We start from the raw sequence: 22,488 nt of genomic DNA on the forward strand, positions 1-22,488 counted from the left end.
TCGCTGTTTTTGTGCTGTGTGGGTGGGAGTGTCAGTTGTGTCAGCCGTTACTGGTAGCGGCCGACCGCGATGGGGGACTCCTGCTCAATCTGGCCAAGGCGCTCGGCCCACTGGGCGAGCCAGGTTTCCCGCTCTTCTTGCGAGACCCGCACCGGGGCATAACAGATATGGGGGCGCAGCACGTCAAAGCCGACAAATTGCAGGATCCCGCGCTGGATGGGGCGCAGCACTCCGTCGATATCTCCGTTGAAGCCGTCGGGCAGATAGGTCTCGGCAGGGCCGCCGGTGGTGAGGCTCAGCAACGCCCGCTTGCCGCGAAACTTGCCGCTCTCGTAGATATGGCCCTGACCATAGACCCGCCCCATGGCAAAGACCCGATCCACCCACCCCTTGAGGATGGCGGGCAGGCCAAACCACCAGAGCGGGAACTGGAAGATCAGCAGATCGGCCGCCTCCAGCTTTTGCATCTCTTGCTCCAGCTGCGGGGCAAAGCGGCCCTGCTCGGTGGCAGCCAGCTCTTCGAGTTGCAGCTTGAGAAAATCGGGATCGCTGGCGGCAGTGAAGTTGCGCCGATCCGAGACGGGATCAAAGCCCATGGCATAGAGATCGCTGGTCATCACTGTGTGGCCTGCCTGCTCCACCGCCCTGATGGCGTGGCAGAAGAGGGCACCGTTGAAGCTTTTCGGTTCGGGATGGGCATAGACAATAAGCACCTTCATAACAGACTCCGTGGAAAATGATGCGAGGGTGACAGGCTTGGTTGCTGAAACAGTTGAGGGCTTGAGGCTGTGTCACAGCATAGAAGCCTGCCGCACCGATTGCAGCAGGCGCCACGCCCTTGCGTGACGCCTGCTGGCGCAGCTTATGCCTGACAGGCAGCGAGCCGGAGGGCTTCGCGGCGCTCGCTGACATGGGTCAGCCCGTAGGCCAGCAGCACGATAAGGGCGCCGATCCAGGGGGTGTGCATCAGGCCGAGGTGTTCCACCACCAAGCCACCGACTACGGAACCCAGCGCAATGCCGACGTTGAAGGCGGCGATATTGAGGCCCGATGCCACATCCACCGCCTTGGGGGTGTGCAGCTCGGCCTGCTTCACCACCAGTACCTGCAGACCCGGCACGTTGCCGAAGGCAAAGGCGCCCCACACCAGCACGGTGAGCACGGCCAGCACCGGATGGGGTGCGGTGAAGGTGAGGGCCAGCAGCACCAGCGCCAGACCGGCAAACAGCAGTTTCAGTGCGGGCAATGGGCCCATCTTGTCGGCCAGCTTGCCGCCCCAGATATTGCCGACGGCAACCGATACCCCGTACACCAGCAGGATCAGGCTCACCGCACCGGCGCTAAAGCCGCTCACCTGCTGCAGGATGGGGGCGAGGAAGGTGAAGGCCGTGAAGGCGCCGCCATAACCAAGGGCGGTTTTGGCGTAGACCAGCAGCAGCGGCTTTTTGGTCAGTACCGAGAGTTGCTCGCGGATGGTCGAGGCTGCCCCCTTGGGCAGGTTGCTCGGGATCAGCAGCAGGCTACCCACCATGGCGACGAGGCCGAGCAGGCTCACTACCAGAAAGGTTTCACGCCAGCCAAAGACCTGACCAATCCAGGTGCCAAGCGGTACGCCGGTCACCAGCGCCACAGTAAGGCCGCTGAACATGATGGCGATGGCGCTCGCCGCCTTCTCTTTGGCCACAAGACCCGTGGCAATGGTGCTGCCCACCGAGAAGAAGACCCCGTGCGCCAATCCGGTCAGGATGCGGGCCACAATCAGGCTCTCGTAACCCGGGGCTTGCCAGGCCAGCAGGTTGCCGGCAGTAAAGAGTGCCATCAGTCCCACCAGCAGCCACTTGCGCGGCACCTTGCCGGTCAGCGCCGTGAGCACGGGGGCGCCGATGGCCACGCCAAGGGCATAGAGGCTGACCAGCAGGCCCGCCGAGGGGAGCGAGACATTGAGCTGCTGGGCTATGGTGGGGATAAGCCCCACGATCACAAATTCGGTGGTGCCTATCGCAAAGGCACTCAAGGTAAGGGCAAATAACGCCAGTGGCATAACAACTCCTTGGTTTGGGACTCCCGACGGGAGAATGGCGCCAGTATGCCGATGGGTTTTGTTGGCAAAAATGACGGTGACATCAAATTACTTTTGCCAAATCAGCAGCAATGGCGATGGGGGGGAGGGGGTTGTGCTGCCCGCTGCGTGAGCGCAACGCAGTGATCTGCCTCGCAGAACGGGATGAACGCTGCTCCTTTTCTGAGCTTGCTTAAGCTCCAGTACAAGCTGGCAGCCATAGGATTTTCCCTGTGAAACCCGTGTGTGTTGAACCCATGCGCGCCGGTGTTGTGATGGCCGTGCGCTTTCATCTACAGGCAATAGACAGGCAATACCCAGCTGACAGGTAACATGATGACATTGAATCGACTCTCCTCTCTTTTGCTGCTGTGCGGCGCCTTTGCGGTACAGGCTGGCCAGAGCGATCCCCTCTCTGCCTGGAATGACACGGCAGCCAAGCAGGCGATCACCCGCTGGGTAACCAATGCCACCGATCAGCAGCAGGCCACTTTTATTCCGCCAGAGAAGCGCCATGTGGTGTTTGACAATGACGGCACCCTCTGGCCTGAAGCGCCCATGACCTATCAGCTGCAGTTTGCGATGGACGAGATCAAGCGCCTGGCACCGGAACACCCGGAGTGGAAGGCCGACCCCATCGTCGCGGCAGTGCTGAACAACGACCTCAAGGCCGTGGCCAAATCGGGGGAGAAGGGGCTCGCCAAGCTGGTGGGACTGAGCCACAGCGGCATGACCACCACCGAGTTTGCCGAGCGGGTCACTCGCTGGGTCAACAGCAGCAAGGATCCCCGTTTTGGCTGCCACTACGATCAGCTCGGTTATCTGCCGATGAAGCAACTGTTGGGGTATCTGCGGGATAATGGCTTCCAGACCTGGATTGTCTCCGGCGGCGGCGTCGATTTTATGCGGGTGATGTCCGAGCAGATGTATGGCATCCCGCCCCAGCAGGTTATTGGCTCCTTTACCCTCGGCGAGTTTGCCCTGACCGGGGAGGGCAGCGAGATCCGCAAGACCATGAACGGCGCCTATTTCGATGACAGCAAGGCGAAACCGGCCGCCATTCACCTCTTTATGGGGCAGCGTCCGGTCGGCGCCTTTGGTAACAGCGATGGCGACGTGCCCATGCTGCAATACACCTCGACCAACCCGGATTACCACACTTTTGGTCTGCTGGTGCACCACACCGATGCCAAGCGCGAATACGCCTACGACAGCCATCCGCCAGCCAGCGGCAAGCTGATCGACGGGCTGGCGCAGGCAAAATCACGGGGCTGGGTGGTGGTTGATATGAAATCAGACTGGAATCAGGTGTTCGATCCTGCCCTTTGCCAGAACGCGCCCTGATTGCGGAGCTGCATCTGGCATCAATGTGGCGACTGGACGCTCAGCAAGCGCTGCAAAGCGTGAGGCAAGAAAAGAGACAGGGAGAGCATGATGCTCTCCCTGTTTCATCTGGCTTGCTGGCGAGCCAGCCTTTTTTCGCGTTAGCCTCACGCCTTTCGCGTCAGTCCCATGCGGGGGCAAAATCGGGATTGGCGCAGCGCTCGCCCCTATCCAGCGTGGCGATGGCGGCCATCTCCTCGCTGCTCAAGGTGATATCGAGAGCGGCCAGATTGGCAGCCTGATTCTCCCGCTTGGTGGAGCTCGGGATCACTGTCATGCCCTGCGCCAGCAGCCAGGCCAGCGACACCTGCGCCGCCGATACCCCGTGGCGCTGGCCAATCTCCATCAGCAGCGGCTCGCTCAGCACCTTGCCATAGGCGAGCGGCATATAGGCGGTGACGGCGATACCGTTAGCTTTGCAGAACTCGACCACCTTGCGGTTTTGCAGCAGGGGATGAACCTCGATCTGCTGGTGGGCGATGGCCCCAGGCCCCAAAATCTCGATAGCCTGTTTGAGCTGGGCCACGGTGAAGTTGGAGACCCCGATCTCCCGGGTCAGGCCCCGGGCCTTGGCCTCGGCCAGCTGCTCCAGATAGACCGCCATCGGCACCTCATCCTTGGGGGAGGGCCAGTGGATCAGCGCCAGATCCAGATAGTCAGTGCCCAGTTTTTCCAGGCTCACCTCAAGGCTCGGGATCAGCTTGCCCGGGCCAAACTCGCTGGTCCACACCTTGGTGGTCAGGTAGATCTCGTGGCGGGCAACAGTGCTGCGGGTCAGCACGGCGCCGACCTCGGCTTCGTTGTCATAGATCTGGGCGGTATCGATATGGCGATAGCCCAGCTCCAGACCGTTGGTCAGGGTGGCAAGCAGCGGCTCGCCCTTCAGGCGGAAGGTGCCCAGACCCATGGGTGGCATATTGATCATCTCGTTCCTCAATGGGGTGGTGGTTGGCCCTTGATGGGCTGAACAGAAACAGGCTCTAGGGCCAGTCAGGCGCCCAGTGGCTGATAGCGGCGAATGGTGCTGCTGGCAAACCAGGGCTCGGCCTTGGCGACAAACTCGGTAAAGTGGGGTTGGCCCTGATGGGCGGTGAGGGCCGCTTCGTTCTCCCACTCTTCGTAGAGCATCCAGCTGTAGGGATTGTCCAGATCCTGATGCAGCTGATAGCGCTGGCAGCCAGCCTCTTGCAAGGTGGCCGCAATCAGCGGCTCAAGGGCGGCGCGAAACTGGGGGGCGAACTCGGGTTTGGCTTCAAGCTGGGCAATCACAATCACGGGTGATGACATCTGAACCTCCTTGGCAAAAACGAAGGGTCAGTATGCCTGCCGTGACTTGCTGGAAACAGAGCGCTGGTCGCAAAACAGTATTGAGGGGAGAGCAGCAATAGCAGTAGTGAGAAATTTTTATGAATGATTGTCGGAATTTGTAGTCAACAACCCTGTTTCTGCATGAGTCACCAGCTCACCTTCGCGGTTTGTGCGTTCAATGGCAAACCACCTAAAACCCGCAAAGAGATATTTTTGGCCCGCATGGACGCTTTTATCCAGTGCTTATCTCACAGTGAGGGCACAACTGTTTGCTCATCTAGTGAATTGTTCGGTTATCTGTGGCAGTGAATGTTGTCCAAGTTATGGTCAATCACTACAAGGCTGCCATGATGGCCGGATGAAGCTTTTTTGCGATCACCATGCCAAGGAAAATGGAGGCAAATAGAGGGAGAGGATCCCAGCTTCGTCGATAGCTGCGCCAGTTGCCATTGTGGTGGCGGAAAAGCCTGTAGGCGAGAACCAAGAGGCCAATGGCGGTTTGGATGAGGCAGTTAATTGAAAAGCTGATAAAAAATTTAACGAAATCTGGCAAGGTGAGAGTCCGAGTCTGTGAAAGTGTGCTCTTCAGAGCCTGTATTGCACTCAGTTTCAATCGGCAGCAGGAGCTTTAACCTTCTTCTGCTGTGCCTTCACTGATGTGCTGGTGCTCCAACTGCTCCCATGGGGTCAATCCAAGCTGCCGGCGCTTGAGCCAGAGTCCAATTAAGGTGAAAAGACCAAATACGCCAGCGAACATGGCTGTGTTGAACAGGGCTGATAAAAGATCCATTCCCTCTGGATGCCAGACGAATGTCCACATAATCAGACCCCATAACGGCGCAATAGATAGGCCGGAACAGAGGAAATTGGTAAGCCAGCCCGCGTAATAAGGCGGCTTGACGGGGACGCCGAGTTTACGCAGCAATTTGAACAGCCACGGATTGTAGTGAAATTCCTTGAGGCCACTGTCAGCCAGTAGTTGATGGGCAATAGCCAGCCGTTCTTCAAACTCCATTAATTTATTCCCTTGATAGTCGGGCTTCATACGATTCCTCTTGATCGCATTCTACTGATTAAACAGGATGAGAGATAGTGATTCTCTCTGATTATTTCTCTTCGAAAAACAAGATCGTCTGTCTGAGCACGCTTGCCAATCCACAGCAGCTACGCCTATAAAGGCCCATAACTCTTGTCCGGATAACAGCAATGAAGACCCATTCTGATGAACTGACCCTGTTTGTGGCGGTGGTGGAGGCGGGCAGTTTTCGCCAGGCGGCGGAGAACCTCGGTATGGATAACTCGGTGGTGAGCCGTGGCATCAAGCGGCTGGAGGAGAAGCTCTCCACCGTGCTGCTCAATCGCACCACCCGACGGGTCAGTCTGACCGAGGAGGGGAGCTGGTTCTATCAGCGGGCGGTGAAGATCCTGACCGAGATGAGCGAGGCGGAGGGGCATCTGCTGATGCGCCGGGAACAACCCGAAGGGGTGTTGAGAGTCGATGCCGCTACCCCCTTTATTCTGCACCGGCTGGTGCCAATTATCGGCGAGTTTCGACGTCGCTATCCTGCCATCGAGCTGCAACTGCACAGCTCGGAGGGCTTTATCAATCTGATGGAGCGGCGGGTGGACATGGCTATCCGCATCGGCGAGCTGACCGACTCCTCCCTGCGCGCGCTGCCGCTGGGCCGTTCGCGGCTGCGGCTGCTGGCCTCTCCCGCTTATTTGAGCGAGCGCGGCACCCCGCGCCAACCGGCGGATCTGCTGAGCGGTCACGAGCTGCTCGGCTTTTTGCATCCCGATCACCTCAACCACTGGCCGCTGCTCAGTGCCGAGCAGGGGGATCGCTTTGCCATCACCCCCAGTCTGCGTGCCAGCAGCGGTGAAACCTTGCGTCAGCTGGCATTGGCGGGGCAGGGGATCGTCTGTCTGTCGGATTTTATGACCGGGCCGGATCGGGAGAGCGGCGCGCTGGTGGAGGTGCTGGCGCGCAGTAACAGTGGCGCCTCGCGCCCCATCAATGCGGTCTTCTACTCCGATGCCCAGCGGGATATCCGACTGCGGGTCTGGCTCGATTTTCTCAAAGAGCAACTGGGCAGCCATACCCTGTAGTTCAGGTTGGTTTGTGCGGTTTGTTTGAACGGTTCGTCGCTGCGGTTTGCTTGGCGAAGAACAAGCCGTGCCTTCGTTGCGGCCAATCAGCATTAGCCTGGTGGCAGATAAACAGACGGCCGACTTGAGGGTCGGCCGCCGGTTCGGGAAGGTGTGTGAGCTGAAGCGCAGTTAGCGTGGCAGTTTGCCCCATACTCGGCTGAGCAGGGCGCCGCCGATCACCGGCGGAATGGCCAGCAGCAGGGTCCACTGCCAGGAGAGGCCGCCGACGGTGGCGGTCAGTACGATGCAGGTGAGCACCACCAGTTGGGCCACCATCATCAGGAAGGTGCCTTCGCGGGGGGTCAGTGTCTCTTTTTGAGTGGCGACGTGGGCTACGGGCGCTTGATTGGTGGTCGGTTTCATGGCGATATCCCTCTGTTGAGTCTGATATCACTAAGCAATGGCCGTTCCACATTTTTTCATGTTAATTATCAATGTCTTGTGAGTTTTGTTGTCATTCCCGTTTCGAGAGCGCAGGCAAAATGATTTGCAAAATGAAAACGCCACCCTGCGGTGGCGTCTTGGTTATTGAGAGGGAGAGGGGGAAGCGCCGGGCCTAGCCAATCCGGTATTGGCGGATCTGCTCGTCGATGGCCTTGGCCAGTTCGAACAGTTCGCGGCTGGCGGCATTGCTCTCCTGTGCGTGTTCCCGCTGGTGTTCGGCCACCATGGCCAGCTCGTCGAGCGCCGTTCTGGCTTGCCCCATCTGTTGATTCTGCGCCTGCGCCAGCGCGCTGATTTCGTTGATCTCGAGGGCGGTCTGGTTGATCTGGCTGGTGGCATCAACCAGCACTTCTCTGGCCTGATTCATCCGGTTGTATCCCTCTTCGCTCAGGTTGCGTGAGTCTGCCATCGAGCTGCTGGCCTGCCGCGTTCCCTCCTGCAGGCGCAAGATAAGATCCTGCACATCCTTGGTGGCGGTCTGGGTACGCACCGCCAGTTGGCGTACCTCGTCGGCCACCACCGCAAAGCCCCGTCCCATATCCCCCGCACGGGCCGCTTCGATGGCCGCATTTAGGGCCAGCAGGTTGGTCTGGTTCGAGACATCGCGGATGAGGTTCATGATCTGGGTGATGTTGTTGCTGTCTTTCACCACTTCATCGAGCAGGGCCGAGGAGCTGCCGATGCTGCTGCGCAAGGTGTCGAGTTGCGCGGCGCTCTGGGTCACATCCTGCTCGATGCTGAGCATATGGTTGGCGATGCGTTGGGTTACGTCGTTGACCCCTTCAGAGCGGCTGGCGATCTGCTCGGCGTTGTCACCGATGGTGGTGACCACAGTGGTCAGCTCCTGAATGCTCTGGGCCTGCTGGCACGCTTCTCCTGCCAGTGCCTGGGCCTGTTGCATGGATTGGGACGACTGCGCGGAGAGGGCGCTGCCTGACTGCTGGAAGCGGGAGAAGCTCTGGTTCAGGCTCTGGATCAGCTGATTGAAACTATGGGCCATCATGCCCAGCTCCGACTCGTCAGAGAAGTCGAGGCGGGTCGCCAGATCCCGATCGGCGGTGATGTGGTGCATGCCATCGGCAGCCTGACGAATGGGGCGACTGATGGAGTGAGCCAGCCAGGCGGAGGCCAGCATGGCGATCCCGCCGATGGCGAGCGACACCATGATGATGAGCTGGCGGGATTCCTGCAGTCCCTCTTCCAGCTCGGCGCTGTTGATCTCGCCAATCAGCAGCCGGTTGAGGGTGGGGATGTAACGCACCGCGATGAGGTAGGTTTGCCCCTCCAGTGTTAGCGCCTCTACGGCCACCTGTTCCCGGGCATTGGGAATAAGCCGTTTGACGGTATCGAGGAAGGATTGCTGGTGGTGGGCGGCCCCCTCCACCTCCTGCTCGGGGTGGATCTCGATATTGCCCTCCATGTCGGCCAGATAGACCTGACCACTCTTGCCGATCCGGTAGCCGCTGATGAGCTTGCTCAGGGCGCTCATGTCAATGGATGTGCCTGCCACCGCCAGAGTCTTGCCCTCGTGGGTGACGGCGGTGTTGATATAGAGGGAGGCTCGCTTGTCAAAATCCGAGATGTCGAGGTTCAGCTCATAGGGTTTGCTGCGTTTGAGAAAGCCGAAAAACCACCCATCTTTCGGGTTTGATTCGCTCAGCGATTTCTGGGCGGTGGGGCCGCCGCTGAAGTTGATCAGGGTGTTGCTCTGGCGGGGTGCGATAAAGACGTTGCCGCCGATCCGCCGTTGCAGATCCTGAAAGTAACGCTCCATGGCGGGCCACTCTTGCTCTGGCATGCCAGCGGTCAGCCAGTCGATGACAAAACGGTTGCTGGCCAGCGCCTGCGCCTCGGTCAGGTGCTGGATAAGCTGGGCTGTCAGCTGGTTGGCAATGCGATCCACGCTGCTTGGCAGCTCGTAGCGTTCGACCCGCTGCTGGGCCTGACTGTGGGATATCTGCTCGAGGATCAAGGTGATGCAGCTGATGGCGATGGCCATCAGTATCGCCACGCCAGCGAGGATCCGGGTGCGGATCCCGAGCCCTGACCAGAGTGAGTGCAGTGTAAAACGGTGTATCGCCCTCTCCATATCGCTCTCCTCATAAATAAGGTCGCATATGCGACCCAGATGATGATTATAGATAGAGAACTCAATTGCGTTGTGATGGATGGTGACAACAGAGGGCGGCAGAAAAAGGGAGGGAGCAATGAGCGGGGAAGGGGGTAGAAAGCGGCAAGGGAAAGCATAAAAAGAGAGGCCGACATTGCGGTCGGCCTCTCTGGTGTTTATCTCAACGGAATGTCGGGTGCCCGATCAATCCTCTTCAGCCCAACGGCGTGAACGCTCAACCGCTTTTTGCCAGCCGCTGTAACGTTTGGCGCGATCGTCTCTGTCCATTTGCGGGATGAACTCGCGGTCCACGCTGAATTTGTCTTCCAGCTCGTCCGAGCTCTTCCAGAAGCCGACTGCCAGACCCGCCAGGAAGGCGGCGCCCATGGCGGTAGTCTCGATGCGGGTCGGACGTACCACCGGGGTGTGCATCATGTCAGCCTGGAACTGCATCAGGAAGTCGTTGGCTACGGCGCCGCCGTCTACCTTGAGGGCTGCCAGCTTGATGCCGGAGTCCTGCTGCATCGCATCCAGCACATCGCGGCTCTGATAGGCGATGGATTCCAGCGCAGCACGGATGATGTGGTTGCGGTTGGCACCACGGGTCAGACCGACCATGGTGCCGCGAGCATACGGATCCCAGTAGGGGGCGCCCAGACCGACGAAGGCCGGTACCAGATAGACACCGTTGGTGTCACCCACCTTGGAGGCGAAGTAGTCGGTATCGCGGGCATCGTGGATGATCTTCAGCTCGTCACGCAGCCACTGGATGGTGGCGCCACCCATAAACACCGCACCTTCCAGCGCGTAGTTCACTTCCCCTTTCGGGCCGATGGCAACGGTAGTCAGCAGGCCGTTGCTGGAGCGAACCGGCTCGGTGCCGGTGTTCATCAGCATGAAGCAGCCGGTGCCGTAGGTGTTCTTGGCCATCCCTTTTTCAAAGCAGAGCTGGCCGAACAGGGCAGATTGCTGGTCACCGGCGATACCGGCGATGGGGATGCGGGAGCCGCCGCCACGGGTGGTGTAGCCGTACACTTCGGAAGAGGGTTTCACTTCCGGCAGCATGGACATGGGGATGCCCAGCTCGTCCAGCATCTTCTCGTCCCACTTCAGCTCGCGGATGTTGTAGAGCATGGTACGGGAGGCGTTGGTCGGGTCGGTGACGTGCACTTCGCCATTGGTCATCTTCCAGACCAGCCAGGTATCGATGGTGCCGAACAGCAGCTCGCCGTTCATCGCCTTCTCGCGGGCACCTTCCACGTTGTCGAGGATCCACTTCACCTTGGTACCGGAGAAGTAGGCATCCAGCACCAGACCGGTGTTCTCACGAACGTACTCTTCCAGACCGCGCGCTTTGAGCTCTTCACAGATGGCGGCGGTGCGGCGGCACTGCCAGACGATGGCGTTGTAGATGGGCTTGCCGGTGGCCTTTTCCCATACCACTGTGGTTTCACGCTGGTTGGTGATACCGATGGCGGCGATCTCTTCGCTGCGCAGGCCGGTCTTGGCCAGCACTTCGGTAAAGACGGAGGATTGGGTCGCCCAGATCTCCATCGGGTCGTGCTCTACCCAGCCCGCTTTCGGGTAGTGCTGGGTGAATTCGCGCTGGGAGGTACCGACAATGTTGGCATCCTGATCAAACACGATGGCGCGGGAAGAGGTGGTTCCCTGGTCCAGAGCGACGACATATTTCTTTTCAGCAGACATGATGTTCTCCACGTTTCTATTTTCCACGTTTTTATACGTTGGAGGGGCCGCTCTTATGCGGCAGCCTCTTCTTTGGCGGTTTGGGTCGCTTGCTCGGTGGTGACGACACGGTTGCCCGGGACGCAGGGAGCCAGCACTTTGACATATAGAGCGGTACCAATCTGGGCGCCAACGATGGGGCCAAGGATCGGAACCCAGAAGTAGGGGTTGTCACGACCACCGGTCAGGGCAACATCACCCCAGCCAGCAAAGAACGCGAACAGTTTCGGACCAAAGTCACGGGCTGGGTTCATGGCAAAACCGGTTAACGGGCCAAGGGAGGCGCCGATCACCGCGATCAGGATACCGATCAGCAGAGCGGCCGCGAAACCTTTGGGGGCGCCGTTGTTGTTGTCACCCAGCGCCATGATGCCCAGCATCAGGACGGCGGTGATCACCAGCTCGACGGCAAAAGCTTGCATATTGGTCAGCAGGGCATTGGGGTAGGTGGAGAAGATCCCGGCGGTGCCGAGGCTCTCGACGCTGCCGCGCACCACGTTATGGGTCACTTCCCACTGGGTGAAAAGGTTACCATAAAGGAAGTAGACAAGGGCCGCGAAGCAGAAGGCACCGGCTATCTGGGCGATGATGTAGGGCACTACCTTGCGCTTGTCGAACCCGCAGAAGGTCATCAGCGCCAGGGTTACAGCCGGGTTCAAGTGGGCACCTGAAATGCCGCCGGTCACATAGATGGCGATGGCCACACCCAGACCCCAAGTAATGGAGATTTCCCACTGCCCGAAGTTGGCGCCTGCCAGCACCAGTGCCGCCACACATCCGACGCCGAAAAATATCAGCAGGCCGGTTCCGATAAACTCGGCGATGCACTCGCCAAGCAGGGTATTGGGTCTTTGTATGCTCATACTTTTGTTCCTTATATCCACCCGTAGAGGTTTGATGTTCCGTTTTATCTTTTTGTGTCTATCCGTTGCTGCCGAAAACGTTTCCTTGTTGTTTTTGCGTCTTGCGCAAACGTTATGCTCGTTTGCGCTCGTTATCGGTCGTGACAGAAAATAACCCTTCCCAATAATTTCACCATCCCCCCTCCATAGGAAATGTGGACAAGATCCCACTCATTGCTAAGAAAATGTGACGTAAAGCATCTTGATCATCGCCATTTACCACTTATGGGGTAGCTCGCAACCCTTGCCACACAAGGGCTGGCGCTTGCTGAGCGATTTCTCATTTGGAGCTTTTGTTTGTAATAAAACTGCAATATTTGAGCATGCATCACAGATTAAATGAGCGCATATGAGCACAATAGGCTCGCTTACGAATTGGTGGACTCACATGATTCGTTGGAATGGTCAGGGCATCCTCAACCGCCCATAACAACAATAAGGAAGCAGAACATGCTTAGTCTCTTCAGGCCTGCGGCGCACATCGACAGGCTCCCGGCTGACAAGGTCGACCCCTTCTACAAACGCATGCGTTGGCAGGTGTTTTTCGGGATCTTCTTCGGTTACGCCGGCTACTATCTGGTACGGAAAAACTTCAGTCTGGCGATGCCCTATCTGATCGAGCAGGGCTTCTCCCGTGGTGATCTCGGTTTCGCGCTCTCCGGGGTCTCCATCGCTTACGGTTTGTCCAAGTTCCTGATGGGGAACGTCTCCGACCGTTCCAACGCTCGTTACTTCCTCTCCGCCGGTCTGCTGCTCTCGGCTGCCATCATGTTCATGATGGGTACCATGCACTGGGCTACCTCCAGCATTGCCATCATGTTTGTGCTGTTGTTCCTGAACGGTTGGGCACAGGGCATGGGCTGGCCGCCCTGCGGTCGCACCATGGTGCACTGGTGGTCACAGAAAGAGCGCGGCGAAGTGGTTGCGGTCTGGAACGTGGCCCACAACGTGGGTGGCGGCATGATTGGCCCGCTGTTTATCCTCGGGATGGGCTGGTTCAACGACTGGCGCAGCGCCTTTTATGTGCCTGCGGCAGCGGCGGCCGCCATCGCGGTGATCGCCTTCTTCGTGATGCGTGATACCCCGCAATCGGTCGGTCTGCCTCCTATCGAGGAGTACAAGAACGACTATCCGAAGGATTACAACGAGAGCCACGAGCAGGAGTTTTCCGCCAAGGAGATCTTCGTCAAGTACGTGCTGCACAACAAACTGCTGTGGTACATCGCGATCGCCAACGCTTTCGTTTACCTCATTCGTTACGGTGTGCTGGACTGGGCGCCAACCTACCTGAAAGAGGCCAAGCACTTCACCGTCGACAACTCCTCCTGGGCTTACTTCCTTTACGAGTGGGCCGGTATTCCGGGCACCCTGCTGTGTGGCTGGATCTCTGACAAGATGTTCCAGGGCCGCCGCGCCCCGGCCGGTATCCTGTTCATGGTGCTGGTGACCCTGGCTGTGCTGGTTTACTGGTTCAACCCGGCCGGCAACCCGACCATCGACATGATGGCGCTGGTGGCTATCGGCTTCCTGATCTACGGCCCTGTCATGCTGATCGGCCTCTATGCTCTTGAGCTGGCACCGAAGAAAGCAGCCGGTACTGCGGCAGGTTTCACCGGTCTGTTCGGTTATCTGGGCGGCGCCGTGGCAGCCAACGCCATGCTGGGTTATACCGTTGACCACTTCGGTTGGGATGGCGGCTTCATGGTGCTGACCGTCTCCTGCGTGCTCTCCATCATCCTGCTGGCGATGACCCTCAAGCATGAGAACATTGCTGTTGCGGCCAAGAAAGCGGCTGCCCATAAGGCATAAAACGTGATCCTCAGCTTATTGATCCCAAAGGGGATCAGGTAAACTGCCAAAAGGCCCCGCATCTGCCGGGGCCTTTTTTTGTCTCATCATCGGAGTGTAAGCGTGAAGCAAACCCAACGACATCTGGAGATCCTGGACGTCCTGACGCGGCAGGGATTTGTCTCGACCGACGATCTGGTGACCCACTTTGACGTCAGCCCCCAGACCATTCGCCGGGATCTGAACGATCTCGCCGAACAGAACAAGATCCGGCGCCATCATGGCGGTGCCTCCCTGCATTCGAGTACCGTCAATACCGCCTACAGCGCCCGTAAAGTGATGCAACTCAAGGAGAAAGAGCGCATCGCCCGCGAGGTTGCGGCCAATATTCCCGACGGCTCATCGCTCTTTATCGACATAGGTACCACCACCGAGGCGATTGCCCGAGCCCTGCTCGATCACCGCGAGCTGCGCATCGTCACCAACAACCTCAACGTGGCCAGCATTTTGACGGCGAAGGATGACTTCACCGTCATCATTGCCGGTGGCGAGATCCGCAACCGCGATGGCGGCATCGTCGGGGAGGCGACCCGCGACTTTATCGGTCAGTTTCGCATGGACTATGGCGTCATCGGGATTTCGGGGATCGACAACGACGGCTCCCTGCTCGATTTCGACTATCACGAGGTGAAGATTGCCCAGGCCATCATCGCTCACTCCCGTCAGGTGTTCCTGGCCGCCGACCACACCAAGTTCGGTCGCAACGCCATGGTCAATCTGGGCAATCTCAGCCAGATCCACGCCCTCTTTACCGATCAGGAGCCACCGGAAAAGCTGGCGCGATTGATGGCGCAACACCAGATCGCCTGCCACATCTGCTGACGGCGAAACACGCCAAGGCTGTGCCGGTCGCCCGTCAGGGCGGCCTCCTTTCTTTTTTTGTCTCCCATCCCTGTACTCATATCACCCCTTTATAGGTATTGCCAAAACCACTATTCAATCTGGTTTTTTGGCTATTAACACGCCGATGTTGGCCCGACGCCATTTGCTCCGCTGACCTGTCCCCTTTGCCACCTCTGGCGGGCTGTGGCGATCACACTTTCATCATAAAATGTTCGTTTGTTGTATTTTCATGTTCTAAAATGAGCGAAATCAAACATTGCTGTTATGGCAATCATAAAAATGAAAGTAGGTGAACATGAGCGAACATTATGATCTGGTCGTCGTCGGTGGCGGCATCAACGGGGTCGGCATCGCAGCCGATGCGGCAGGACGGGGTCTGAAGGTTGCCCTGTTTGAGGCGCAAGATCTCGCCTCTGCCACCTCCTCCAACTCCAGCAAGCTGATCCACGGCGGTTTGCGCTATCTCGAGCATTACGAATTCCGGCTGGTGAAAGAGGCGTTGGCGGAGCGGGAGGTGCTGCTCGGTATGGCGCCCCACATCGCCCGTCCCATGCGTTTTCGCCTGCCGCACCGTCCACACCTGCGTCCGGCCTGGATGATCCGCGCCGGTCTGTTCCTCTATGACAATCTGGCCAAGCGCGACAAGCTCAAGGGGAGCTGTGGCGTGCGCTTCCTGCCGCAAGATGGCTTGACCGCAGGGATCAATAAGGGGTTTGAATACTCGGACGCCTGGGTCGACGACGCCCGGCTGGTGGTACTCAACGCCATGATGGCCCGTGACAAGGGGGCCGATGTGCAGACCCGCACTCACTGCATCAAGGCGGTGCGCGGTTCCAAACACTGGACGCTCACTTTGGAGCGGGAAGGGGGCGAGCAGTTCACCGTCACCTGCCGTGGTCTGGTCAATGCGGCGGGCCCCTGGGTCAAGACCTTCTATGACGAGAGCCTGCACGAGAAATCCCCCCGCGGCATTCGCCTTATTAAAGGCAGCCACATGATAGTGCCGCGCATCCACGAGCGCGAAGAGGCTTATATCCTGCAAAACGAGGACAACCGCATTGTCTTCGTCATCCCCTATCAGCAGGATTACTCCCTCATCGGCACCACGGATGTGGAGCATCACGGCAGCCCGCGGGAAGCGAAGATCAGCGAAGCCGAAATTACCTACCTGTGCAAGGTGGTCAACGCCCACTTCACTCGCCAAATTGCGCCGCAAGATGTGATCTGGACTTACGCCGGGGTGCGCCCGCTCTGTGACGACGAGTCAGATTCACCGCAGGCGGTGACCCGCGACTACACCCTCGAGCTCTCTGGCGAGTCTGACGGTGCGCCGCTCTTGTCGGTGTTTGGCGGCAAGCTCACCACCTATCGGAAGCTGGCGCAGGCCGCCTGCAACAAGCTCAAGCCCTGGTTCAGCCAGATGGGGGATGACTGGACGGCGACCAGCCGTCTACCCGGCGGCGAGTTTGACTGCTCGGTGCGCGAGCTGGCCCGCGCCTTTGCGCTGGAGTTTGACTGGCTCGATGATCGCAGCGCCCTGCGTATTGCCGAGGCCTATGGCGCCCATGCCCGTCTCTGGCTGAAAGAGGAGCGCGGCATTCACTTCGGTGGCGGCCTCTACGAGTCGGAGGTGCGTTATCTCATCGAGCGGGAGTGGGCCTGTTCACTGGACGATATCCTCTGGCGCCGCAGCAAGCTGGGGCTGCGCCTGAACGACTCAGAGCAGCAGATGCTGCAGATCTGGCTCGACCAATACCATCAGGCTCTGCGCAAGGCGAGCTGATGAGTGACGGTGGGCAGTGCGCTGCTGCCCACCGTTTTCCACCGTAAATATGAAACAAACCTCTGATAGAACAATTACCTACACACAATAATAAAGAGCATCACATATGAAAAAACTCGCCGTTTCCCTCATCGCCTTGAGCCTTGGGGCATCCCTCTCATTACCCGTGTTGGCTGCCGATGAAGGCAAGGTGGTGATCGCCCACCGTGGCGCTTCCGGCTACCTGCCCGAGCATACCCTGGAGTCCAAGGCGCTGGCCTATGGCATGGGGGCTGACTATCTGGAGCAGGATCTGGTGATGACCAAGGATGACCAGCTGGTGGTGATGCACGATCACTTCCTCGATGGCATCACCGATGTGGCGGCGCGCTTCCCTGGCCGTGCCCGTCCGGACGGTCGTTACTATGTGGTGGATTTTACCCTGGATGAGGTGCGTTCCCTGCGTATGACCGAGCCGTTCCAGCTGGTGGATGGCAAGCAGGTGCCGGTTTATCCGGCCCGCTTCCCGCTCTGGAAGTCAGACTTCAAGATCCATACCTTCCAGGAGGAGATCGAGATGATCCAGGGGCTCAACAAGAGCACCGGCAAGAACATCGGCATCTATCCGGAGATCAAAGCACCCTGGCTGTTCCGTCACGAAGGCAAGGATATCTCCAAGGCGGTGCTGAAGGTGCTCAAGGAGTACGGCTACACCGGGAAGGATGACAAGGTCTATCTGCAGTGCTTCGATGCCGATGAACTCAAGCGCATCAACAGCGAGCTGATGCCCGCCATGGGTATGGATCTGAAACTGGTGCAGCTGATGGCCGAGACCGACTGGAACGAGACCATGGTCTACGACGCCAAGGGTAAGGCGACCCCCTACAACTATGACTGGATGTTCAAGCCGGGAGCGATGAAAACCATCGCCAGCTATGCCGAAGGGATTGGCCCGTGGAAACCGATGATCGTCACCGAGCCGGGCACTTTGGGCAAACCGGTCTTCACCGGCATGGTAAAAGAAGCCCATGCGGCAGGTCTCAAGGTGCATCCTTATACCTTCCGTCAGGATGAGGGGCAGATCCCGGCCTATGCCAAGGACTTTACCGATCTCCTTAACATCTTCCTCTATCAAGCCGATGTGGATGGTGTGTTCAGCGACTTCCCCGACAAGGCGGTGGCCGTCATCAAGGCCCATCAAGAGGCGGCCAAATAGCACTCTGGCGCCATTTGAATGCAACGCGAGGCCAATTGGCCTCGCTTTTTGTTTCAGGTTCCCGCAACGGGAGTGTGCGCCCTGTCAGAAAATAGCCAGATCACGTCATGGTGTGCCGGATCTGCATCATTTTACGCAGTTTTTACGTAGCAGATCGCTGGCATGAAATCGGCAGAGCGGTTAGTCTAGCGGCGTTGAACCAACCCCATGAGGTACAGATGAAAACCGTATTGCGTTTTAGCCTGCTGGGCGCCTTGTTGCTGGGTGGCCATGCCTTCGCCGCCGAGCCGAAAAAATTTGATATCAGCATGTTCCCAGCCGCTGACGTGAATCAGGAACGTGTGGTGATCCGCCTGCCTGAAGTCGAGAAAGAAGCCGACATGATGGTCGAGCTGCAGGTCGGCAAAAAGATGATGGTTGATTGCAACGTACCGCGTTTTGCAGGCAACCTGGAACAGCACAGCGTCAAAGGTTGGGGCTACAACTACCTGAAACTGGGCAAGGTTTCCGACCCCATCAGCACCCTGATGATGTGCCCGGATAACCAGCAGAAAGAGACCTTCGTCCAGATCTACGGTCAGGGCTTCTTCGTGAACTACAACTCAAAACTGCCGTTCGTGATCTACGTGCCGCAGGAGTATGAAGTGCGCTACCGTCTGTGGCGTGCCGACAACCTGGCCCAACCGGCCATGATTGAGTAAGCATGTTTGAACCAAAGGTTCAGCTGGTTCACCTGATGTGATAAATAAAGCGCCGTATGGCGCTTTATTTTTGCCTGCACAGTCCAAAAAGTGACGTGCAAATTGGCTGCACGTTTACATAAGTTTATTATTTATCAACGTTTTTTGTGTGTTATGCCACAAAATCGGCGTCAGCGATGGGGCAAAGTGACATCGATAAAAGATATTTATTAACATAGTGAGAAAATTGATTTTGCACTCGGCGATGGCCTGATGATACTTGCCCGCAAAGGTCAAACTAACCAGAAAAAAGAGCACTATGAGCTTCGAATCAGACAAGCGTTTCAACGACTTCAAACATTTTCCCCGTGGCCTGCGTCGCAGTGGCGAATTCACTGTGGCCGAAGCGGACAGTCTGGAAAAGTATGGTACCGCCATGCTGGCACTCTACCAGGGCAACCTTGCACCCCGTGACGATGTCGAGTCCGCCTTCGTCGAACAGGTCAAATCCGGCGAAGCCGGTGCCAACCCCCATGCCAAGGTGTGGTTCAAGTACCTCAAGGTGATCGGTCCCAAGCGCGTTCATCGCCTCTGCACCGTCGTTGGCGGCGCCAGCGAAGAGAGCAGCGGTGGCGGCAGCTTTGATGTCGGTGGTGGCAGCGGCGGTGGCAGTGACGAGTCCATCGATTAATGGATACCGAGCTGCTTCGGACCTTTATCGAGGTGAGCAAGACCCGGCACTTTGGCCGGGCTGCTGAAAATCTCTACCTGACCCAGTCGGCGGTGAGTTTCCGGATCCGCCAGCTAGAGCAGCAACTGGGTGTCAGTCTGTTTGCCCGTCATCGCAACAACATCCGCCTGACCGCCTCCGGTGAGCGTCTGCTGCCCTACGCAGACGCCATCTTGCACACCCTTGGTCGCGCCAAGCAGGATGTGGCGCTCTCGCCGGGATTCAGCCAGCAGTTGGCTATCGGCGCGCCCGCGGTGTTCTGGGAGCTCGATTTCAACGACTGGCTCAATCACATCTATGCGCTGGCGCCCGGTTTGGCGGTGCGGCTGGAAACAGCCTCCCGCGAGCATCTCTGCCGCCAGTTGCTGGAGCGCTCCCTCGATCTGGCCCTGCTCTCCGAGCCCACCAAGATCGACGAGATTGCCCTGCATCCCATCGGTGAGCTGGTGTTCGAGCTGGTGAGCCGGGATCCGGCCGCCAATGCCGACAACCTGATGCAGATGCCGCACATCCACCTCGACTGGGGCACCAGCTTCGAGCCGCAACCCAGCCGTTTGCAGAGCCTGCAAAAGACCCCGGTGCTGCACTCCAGCTCCGCCAGCATGGCGTTGCAGTTCGTGCTGGCCAACGGTGGTGCTGCCTACCTGCCACGGCGGATGGTCAGCCCCTTCCTCGAGAAGGGGGCGCTCCATCTGGTGGAGGGGGGCCAGCCGCTGAGCCGTCCGCTCTATCTCGCCTATCTGGAGAAATCCGATCGCCGGGAGCTGATCGATCAGCTGTTGACCCTGCCACTGGGTTGGCACGACGCCGAACTGCGCCTCAACGTCGAATAAGCGTCGAGTGTTATCCAAGAAAGAGCCCACCCCACGGTGGGCTCTTCTGTTTGGGGAAAATTGCAGGGAGCGAAGTCACGTAATTGGCGCGGGAGGCTTGGCGTCATCGGCCTGTAACGGTACCTTTTCAGGCTGTTTATCCGATTGAGCACTGACAGGGATGGATTGTAATTGATCGACTTTAGTCACCCCGAATGGCGGGCACTGGCGCAGCAGTTGCTGAGCCACTCACCTGTGGTGATCCGTGGCCGCCAGTGGCAACCGCTGGTGGGCCTGCTCAAGGATAACCAGCTGCTGCTCGCCCATGGCAGCCACAGCTATGAGCTCACCCCGGCCGGACGGCGCTATCTCACCCGCGAGCTGATGCTGGCCGAGATCGCCACCGCGCCCCCCGAGCCCGAGGAGTGGTTGCATGCTCAGGGCTGGCAATTGGGGGAGCAGGTCAACGAGCGAGTGTTGGCGGCGCTCTATCGCAAGAGCGAGGTGAACTTCACCCCCAACGAGCAGATCGATTTCGAGGACAAGGGGATCCGGCTCTGTGCCGATCAGCTGTTGCGCTTGCGCGCAGCCCAGCCGTTCAGCCTCTTTTTCAGCGGCGGCACCCTGATCGACGCAGCCCCCTGGTTGCAGGCGCTGGGGGAGGTGGCCCTACCCGAGCGCACCCTGGCGGGTCTTGGCAAGATCCTGTGGGGGGAGGGGAGTATCGAGCGGGTGATCACCACAGATAGCGTCGGCGCCTTTGCTGAGTTGCCCCTTGATGCTGGCACCTTGCTGGTGTGGGCTCCCCCATCGGCTCCTCTCGCCTTGCAGCAGGTGGTGGCCGCCTTGCCCCCCAATGTGCTGTGGAGTCATCTCACCGCCCTTGACCCTGCCGGGGTGGATCGGCTGCAGGCGCTGGCCCAGCGCTTGGGTCGTCCGGCCAGCTGGTGGCTGCCCCGTGATCTGGCTCCCATCCTGAGCGCGTATGCCCAACCTTTGACTGAGGCCCGGCCCTGGGAACCGAGCCGGATCCCCAAGTCATTGTTAGCAGTTTGTAGCGGTTTGGTTGAGTCCAATGGTGGCTTGTCGGCCGAGGTGTGTGCGCTGGCGCCAGCGTGGCATGCCGTTGGTTGAAATTGGCCTGAAAGCGAGCCAAAAAGCGGTTTTCCCCCATTGAACGCGGTGATATAAAGAGTTAACGAAGCGCTCGCCAGATGAGCGCTTTTGTTTATCAAGCCGCTTTGCCACCCAACGAACTCAACGGAATACAGGGAATACCATGTTTGAAAAGGTTGTTGCCGCCCCAGCGGATCCGATCCTGGGCCTGACCGAAGCCTTCCGCGCTGACTCTCGCAGCCACAAGATCAATCTGGGCGTAGGGATCTACAAGGACGAGTCCGGTGCTACCCCCATTCTTCACTGCGTCAAGAAAGCCGAGCAGAAGCTGCTGACTGACGAGAAGACCAAGAACTACCTCGGTATTGAAGGCAATATCGAATATGGCCGCATCGTACAGCAACTGCTGTTCGGGCAGCATTCTGCGCTGGTTGCCAGCGGCCGCGCCAAGACCGCCCAAGCGCCGGGCGGTACCGGTGCCCTGCGTATCGCGGCCGAATTCGTGGTGCGCAACGGTCTGGCCAAGACCATCTGGATCTCCGATCCCACCTGGGCCAACCACGTCAGCGTGTTCCAGGCCGCCGGTCTGACCGTCAAGTGGTACAAGTACTACGACGCCGCCACCAAGGGGCTCGACTTTGCTGCCATGCAGGCCTCGCTGGCCGAAGTGCAGCCGGGTGAGCTGGTGCTGCTGCACGGCTGCTGCCACAACCCGACCGGTATCGACCCCACTAGTGATCAGTGGCGCGCGCTGGCCAAGCAGAGTGCTGCTGCCGGCTGGTTGCCGCTGTTTGACTTCGCCTATCAGGGTTTTGCCCGTGGTATCGAAGAGGATGCCGAAGGCCTGCGAATCTTCGCCGAGTGCCATGACGAGCTGCTGGTGGCGAGCTCTTTCTCCAAGAACTTCGGCCTCTACAACGAGCGGGTCGGCGCCTTCACGCTGGTGAGCGCGACCAAAGAGATCGCCGATGTGGCCTTCACTCAGGTCAAGACCGTCATTCGTGCCAACTACTCCAACCCGCCGTCACACGGCGCCGCTGTGGTCACCGCCGTGGTGAGCGATCCGGCTCTCTATGCCGAGTGGGTCGAAGAAGTGGCTGCCATGCGGGTGCGTATTCGCGAGATGCGCGAGCTGCTGGTCGAGAAGCTGGCTGCCCTCGGCGTGAGCCAGGATTTCAGCTTTATCCGCGAGCAGAACGGCATGTTCTCCTTCTCCGGTCTCACCAAGGATCAGGTGGAGCGCCTCAAGAGCGAATTTGCCATCTACATCGTCGGCTCAGGCCGGATCAGCGTCGCCGGTATTACCCGCGCCAATATCGATCCCCTGTGCGAGGCCATTGCCAAGGTGCTGTAATCGCATCGCCTGATGCTCTGGCAC

At 58.8% G+C, this 22,488-nt stretch carries 20 protein-coding genes; 11 read left to right on the forward strand and 9 right to left on the reverse strand.

Annotated features, from left to right (window positions below; translation table 11 throughout):
- Positions 1-47: 47 nt before the first annotated feature.
- Together AB5Y76_RS09305 and AB5Y76_RS09310 are read right to left on the reverse strand one after the other, a co-directional pair.
- A complete protein-coding gene (locus AB5Y76_RS09305; RefSeq protein WP_263717551.1) occupies positions 48-719 on the reverse strand; it encodes an NAD(P)H-dependent oxidoreductase in 672 nt (223 codons plus the stop codon).
- A gap of 143 nt (positions 720-862) precedes the next feature.
- A complete protein-coding gene (locus AB5Y76_RS09310) occupies positions 863-2,041 on the reverse strand; it encodes an MFS transporter (RefSeq protein ID WP_263717552.1) in 1,179 nt (392 codons plus the stop codon).
- A gap of 351 nt (positions 2,042-2,392) precedes the next feature.
- Between AB5Y76_RS09310 and AB5Y76_RS09315 the strand changes: the two genes are divergently transcribed.
- A complete protein-coding gene (locus AB5Y76_RS09315; protein ID WP_263717553.1) occupies positions 2,393-3,403 on the forward strand; it encodes an HAD family phosphatase in 1,011 nt (336 codons plus the stop codon).
- 160 nt (positions 3,404-3,563) lie between these two features.
- Here the strand turns inward: AB5Y76_RS09315 and dkgB are convergent, their stop codons facing one another.
- The 3 genes from dkgB to AB5Y76_RS09330 form a co-directional block, all read right to left on the reverse strand.
- Entirely contained in the window at positions 3,564-4,367 is an 804-nt protein-coding gene (gene dkgB, locus AB5Y76_RS09320; protein ID WP_129504258.1) for a 2,5-didehydrogluconate reductase DkgB, read from the reverse strand.
- A 65-nt stretch (positions 4,368-4,432) separates the two neighbouring features.
- Positions 4,433-4,729: a putative quinol monooxygenase gene (locus AB5Y76_RS09325; RefSeq protein ID WP_263717554.1), complete on the reverse strand. Its 297-nt coding sequence runs from the start codon at positions 4,727-4,729 to the stop codon at positions 4,433-4,435.
- 649 nt (positions 4,730-5,378) lie between these two features.
- Positions 5,379-5,765: a DUF6404 family protein gene (locus tag AB5Y76_RS09330; RefSeq protein WP_100654787.1), complete on the reverse strand. Its 387-nt coding sequence runs from the start codon at positions 5,763-5,765 to the stop codon at positions 5,379-5,381.
- A gap of 191 nt (positions 5,766-5,956) precedes the next feature.
- Between AB5Y76_RS09330 and AB5Y76_RS09335 the strand changes: the two genes are divergently transcribed.
- A complete protein-coding gene (locus tag AB5Y76_RS09335; protein WP_005359673.1) occupies positions 5,957-6,859 on the forward strand; it encodes a LysR substrate-binding domain-containing protein in 903 nt (300 codons plus the stop codon).
- Positions 6,860-7,030: 171 nt separating this feature from the next.
- On the opposite strand, the gene AB5Y76_RS09340 is transcribed toward AB5Y76_RS09335, so the two are convergent.
- From AB5Y76_RS09340 to AB5Y76_RS09355, 4 genes are all read right to left on the reverse strand, one after another.
- The gene (locus AB5Y76_RS09340; protein ID WP_263717555.1) at positions 7,031-7,264 is read right to left on the reverse strand and encodes a hypothetical protein; all 234 of its coding nucleotides are present in this window, start codon (positions 7,262-7,264) and stop codon (positions 7,031-7,033) included.
- Between the two features lie 193 nt (positions 7,265-7,457).
- Positions 7,458-9,434 (reverse strand): methyl-accepting chemotaxis protein, encoded by a 1,977-nt coding sequence (locus AB5Y76_RS09345; protein WP_263717556.1) that lies wholly within the window; start codon positions 9,432-9,434, stop codon positions 7,458-7,460.
- A gap of 225 nt (positions 9,435-9,659) precedes the next feature.
- Positions 9,660-11,162 carry a glycerol kinase GlpK gene (gene glpK, locus AB5Y76_RS09350; protein WP_005337546.1) on the reverse strand — a complete coding sequence of 501 codons (1,503 nt, stop codon included), beginning with the start codon at positions 11,160-11,162 and terminating at the stop codon, positions 9,660-9,662.
- Positions 11,163-11,215: 53 nt separating this feature from the next.
- Positions 11,216-12,064, reverse strand: coding sequence for an MIP/aquaporin family protein (locus AB5Y76_RS09355; protein WP_005337544.1), 849 nt, complete (start codon positions 12,062-12,064; stop codon positions 11,216-11,218).
- A 489-nt stretch (positions 12,065-12,553) separates the two neighbouring features.
- Between AB5Y76_RS09355 and glpT the strand changes: the two genes are divergently transcribed.
- The 9 genes from glpT to AB5Y76_RS09400 all read left to right on the forward strand — a co-directional run bounded on the left by glpT (position 12,554) and on the right by AB5Y76_RS09400 (position 22,464).
- Positions 12,554-13,912, forward strand: a complete 1,359-nt coding sequence (glpT, locus tag AB5Y76_RS09360; RefSeq protein ID WP_005337540.1) for a glycerol-3-phosphate transporter — start codon at positions 12,554-12,556, stop codon at positions 13,910-13,912.
- 102 nt (positions 13,913-14,014) lie between these two features.
- Complete coding sequence (locus tag AB5Y76_RS09365) at positions 14,015-14,773, forward strand: DeoR/GlpR family transcriptional regulator (protein WP_005337538.1); 759 nt, start codon at positions 14,015-14,017, stop codon at positions 14,771-14,773.
- 316 nt (positions 14,774-15,089) lie between these two features.
- Positions 15,090-16,577 carry a glycerol-3-phosphate dehydrogenase gene (gene glpD / locus AB5Y76_RS09370; RefSeq protein ID WP_263717557.1) on the forward strand — a complete coding sequence of 496 codons (1,488 nt, stop codon included), beginning with the start codon at positions 15,090-15,092 and terminating at the stop codon, positions 16,575-16,577.
- A gap of 106 nt (positions 16,578-16,683) precedes the next feature.
- Positions 16,684-17,772: a glycerophosphodiester phosphodiesterase gene (glpQ, locus tag AB5Y76_RS09375; protein ID WP_005337531.1), complete on the forward strand. Its 1,089-nt coding sequence runs from the start codon at positions 16,684-16,686 to the stop codon at positions 17,770-17,772.
- Positions 17,773-17,990: 218 nt separating this feature from the next.
- Positions 17,991-18,473, forward strand: a complete 483-nt coding sequence (gene eco / locus AB5Y76_RS09380; RefSeq protein WP_005337529.1) for a serine protease inhibitor ecotin — start codon at positions 17,991-17,993, stop codon at positions 18,471-18,473.
- Positions 18,474-18,771: 298 nt separating this feature from the next.
- On the forward strand, positions 18,772-19,143 hold the full coding sequence (locus AB5Y76_RS09385; RefSeq protein WP_005350885.1) for a DUF413 domain-containing protein: 372 nt from the start codon (positions 18,772-18,774) through the stop codon (positions 19,141-19,143).
- Positions 19,143-20,015, forward strand: a complete 873-nt coding sequence (gene hdfR / locus AB5Y76_RS09390) for an HTH-type transcriptional regulator HdfR (protein WP_005337525.1) — start codon at positions 19,143-19,145, stop codon at positions 20,013-20,015. Before AB5Y76_RS09385 ends, hdfR begins: the two co-directional genes overlap by 1 nt.
- Positions 20,016-20,186: 171 nt before the next feature.
- Positions 20,187-21,128 carry a hypothetical protein gene (locus tag AB5Y76_RS09395; RefSeq protein WP_185900003.1) on the forward strand — a complete coding sequence of 314 codons (942 nt, stop codon included), beginning with the start codon at positions 20,187-20,189 and terminating at the stop codon, positions 21,126-21,128.
- Positions 21,129-21,273: 145 nt separating this feature from the next.
- On the forward strand, positions 21,274-22,464 hold the full coding sequence (locus tag AB5Y76_RS09400; protein ID WP_005350888.1) for an amino acid aminotransferase: 1,191 nt from the start codon (positions 21,274-21,276) through the stop codon (positions 22,462-22,464).
- Positions 22,465-22,488 lie beyond the last annotated feature (24 nt).

The sequence above is a fragment of the Aeromonas sp. R1-2 genome, assembly GCF_040908505.1.
GTDB lineage: Bacteria > Pseudomonadota > Gammaproteobacteria > Enterobacterales > Aeromonadaceae > Aeromonas > Aeromonas veronii.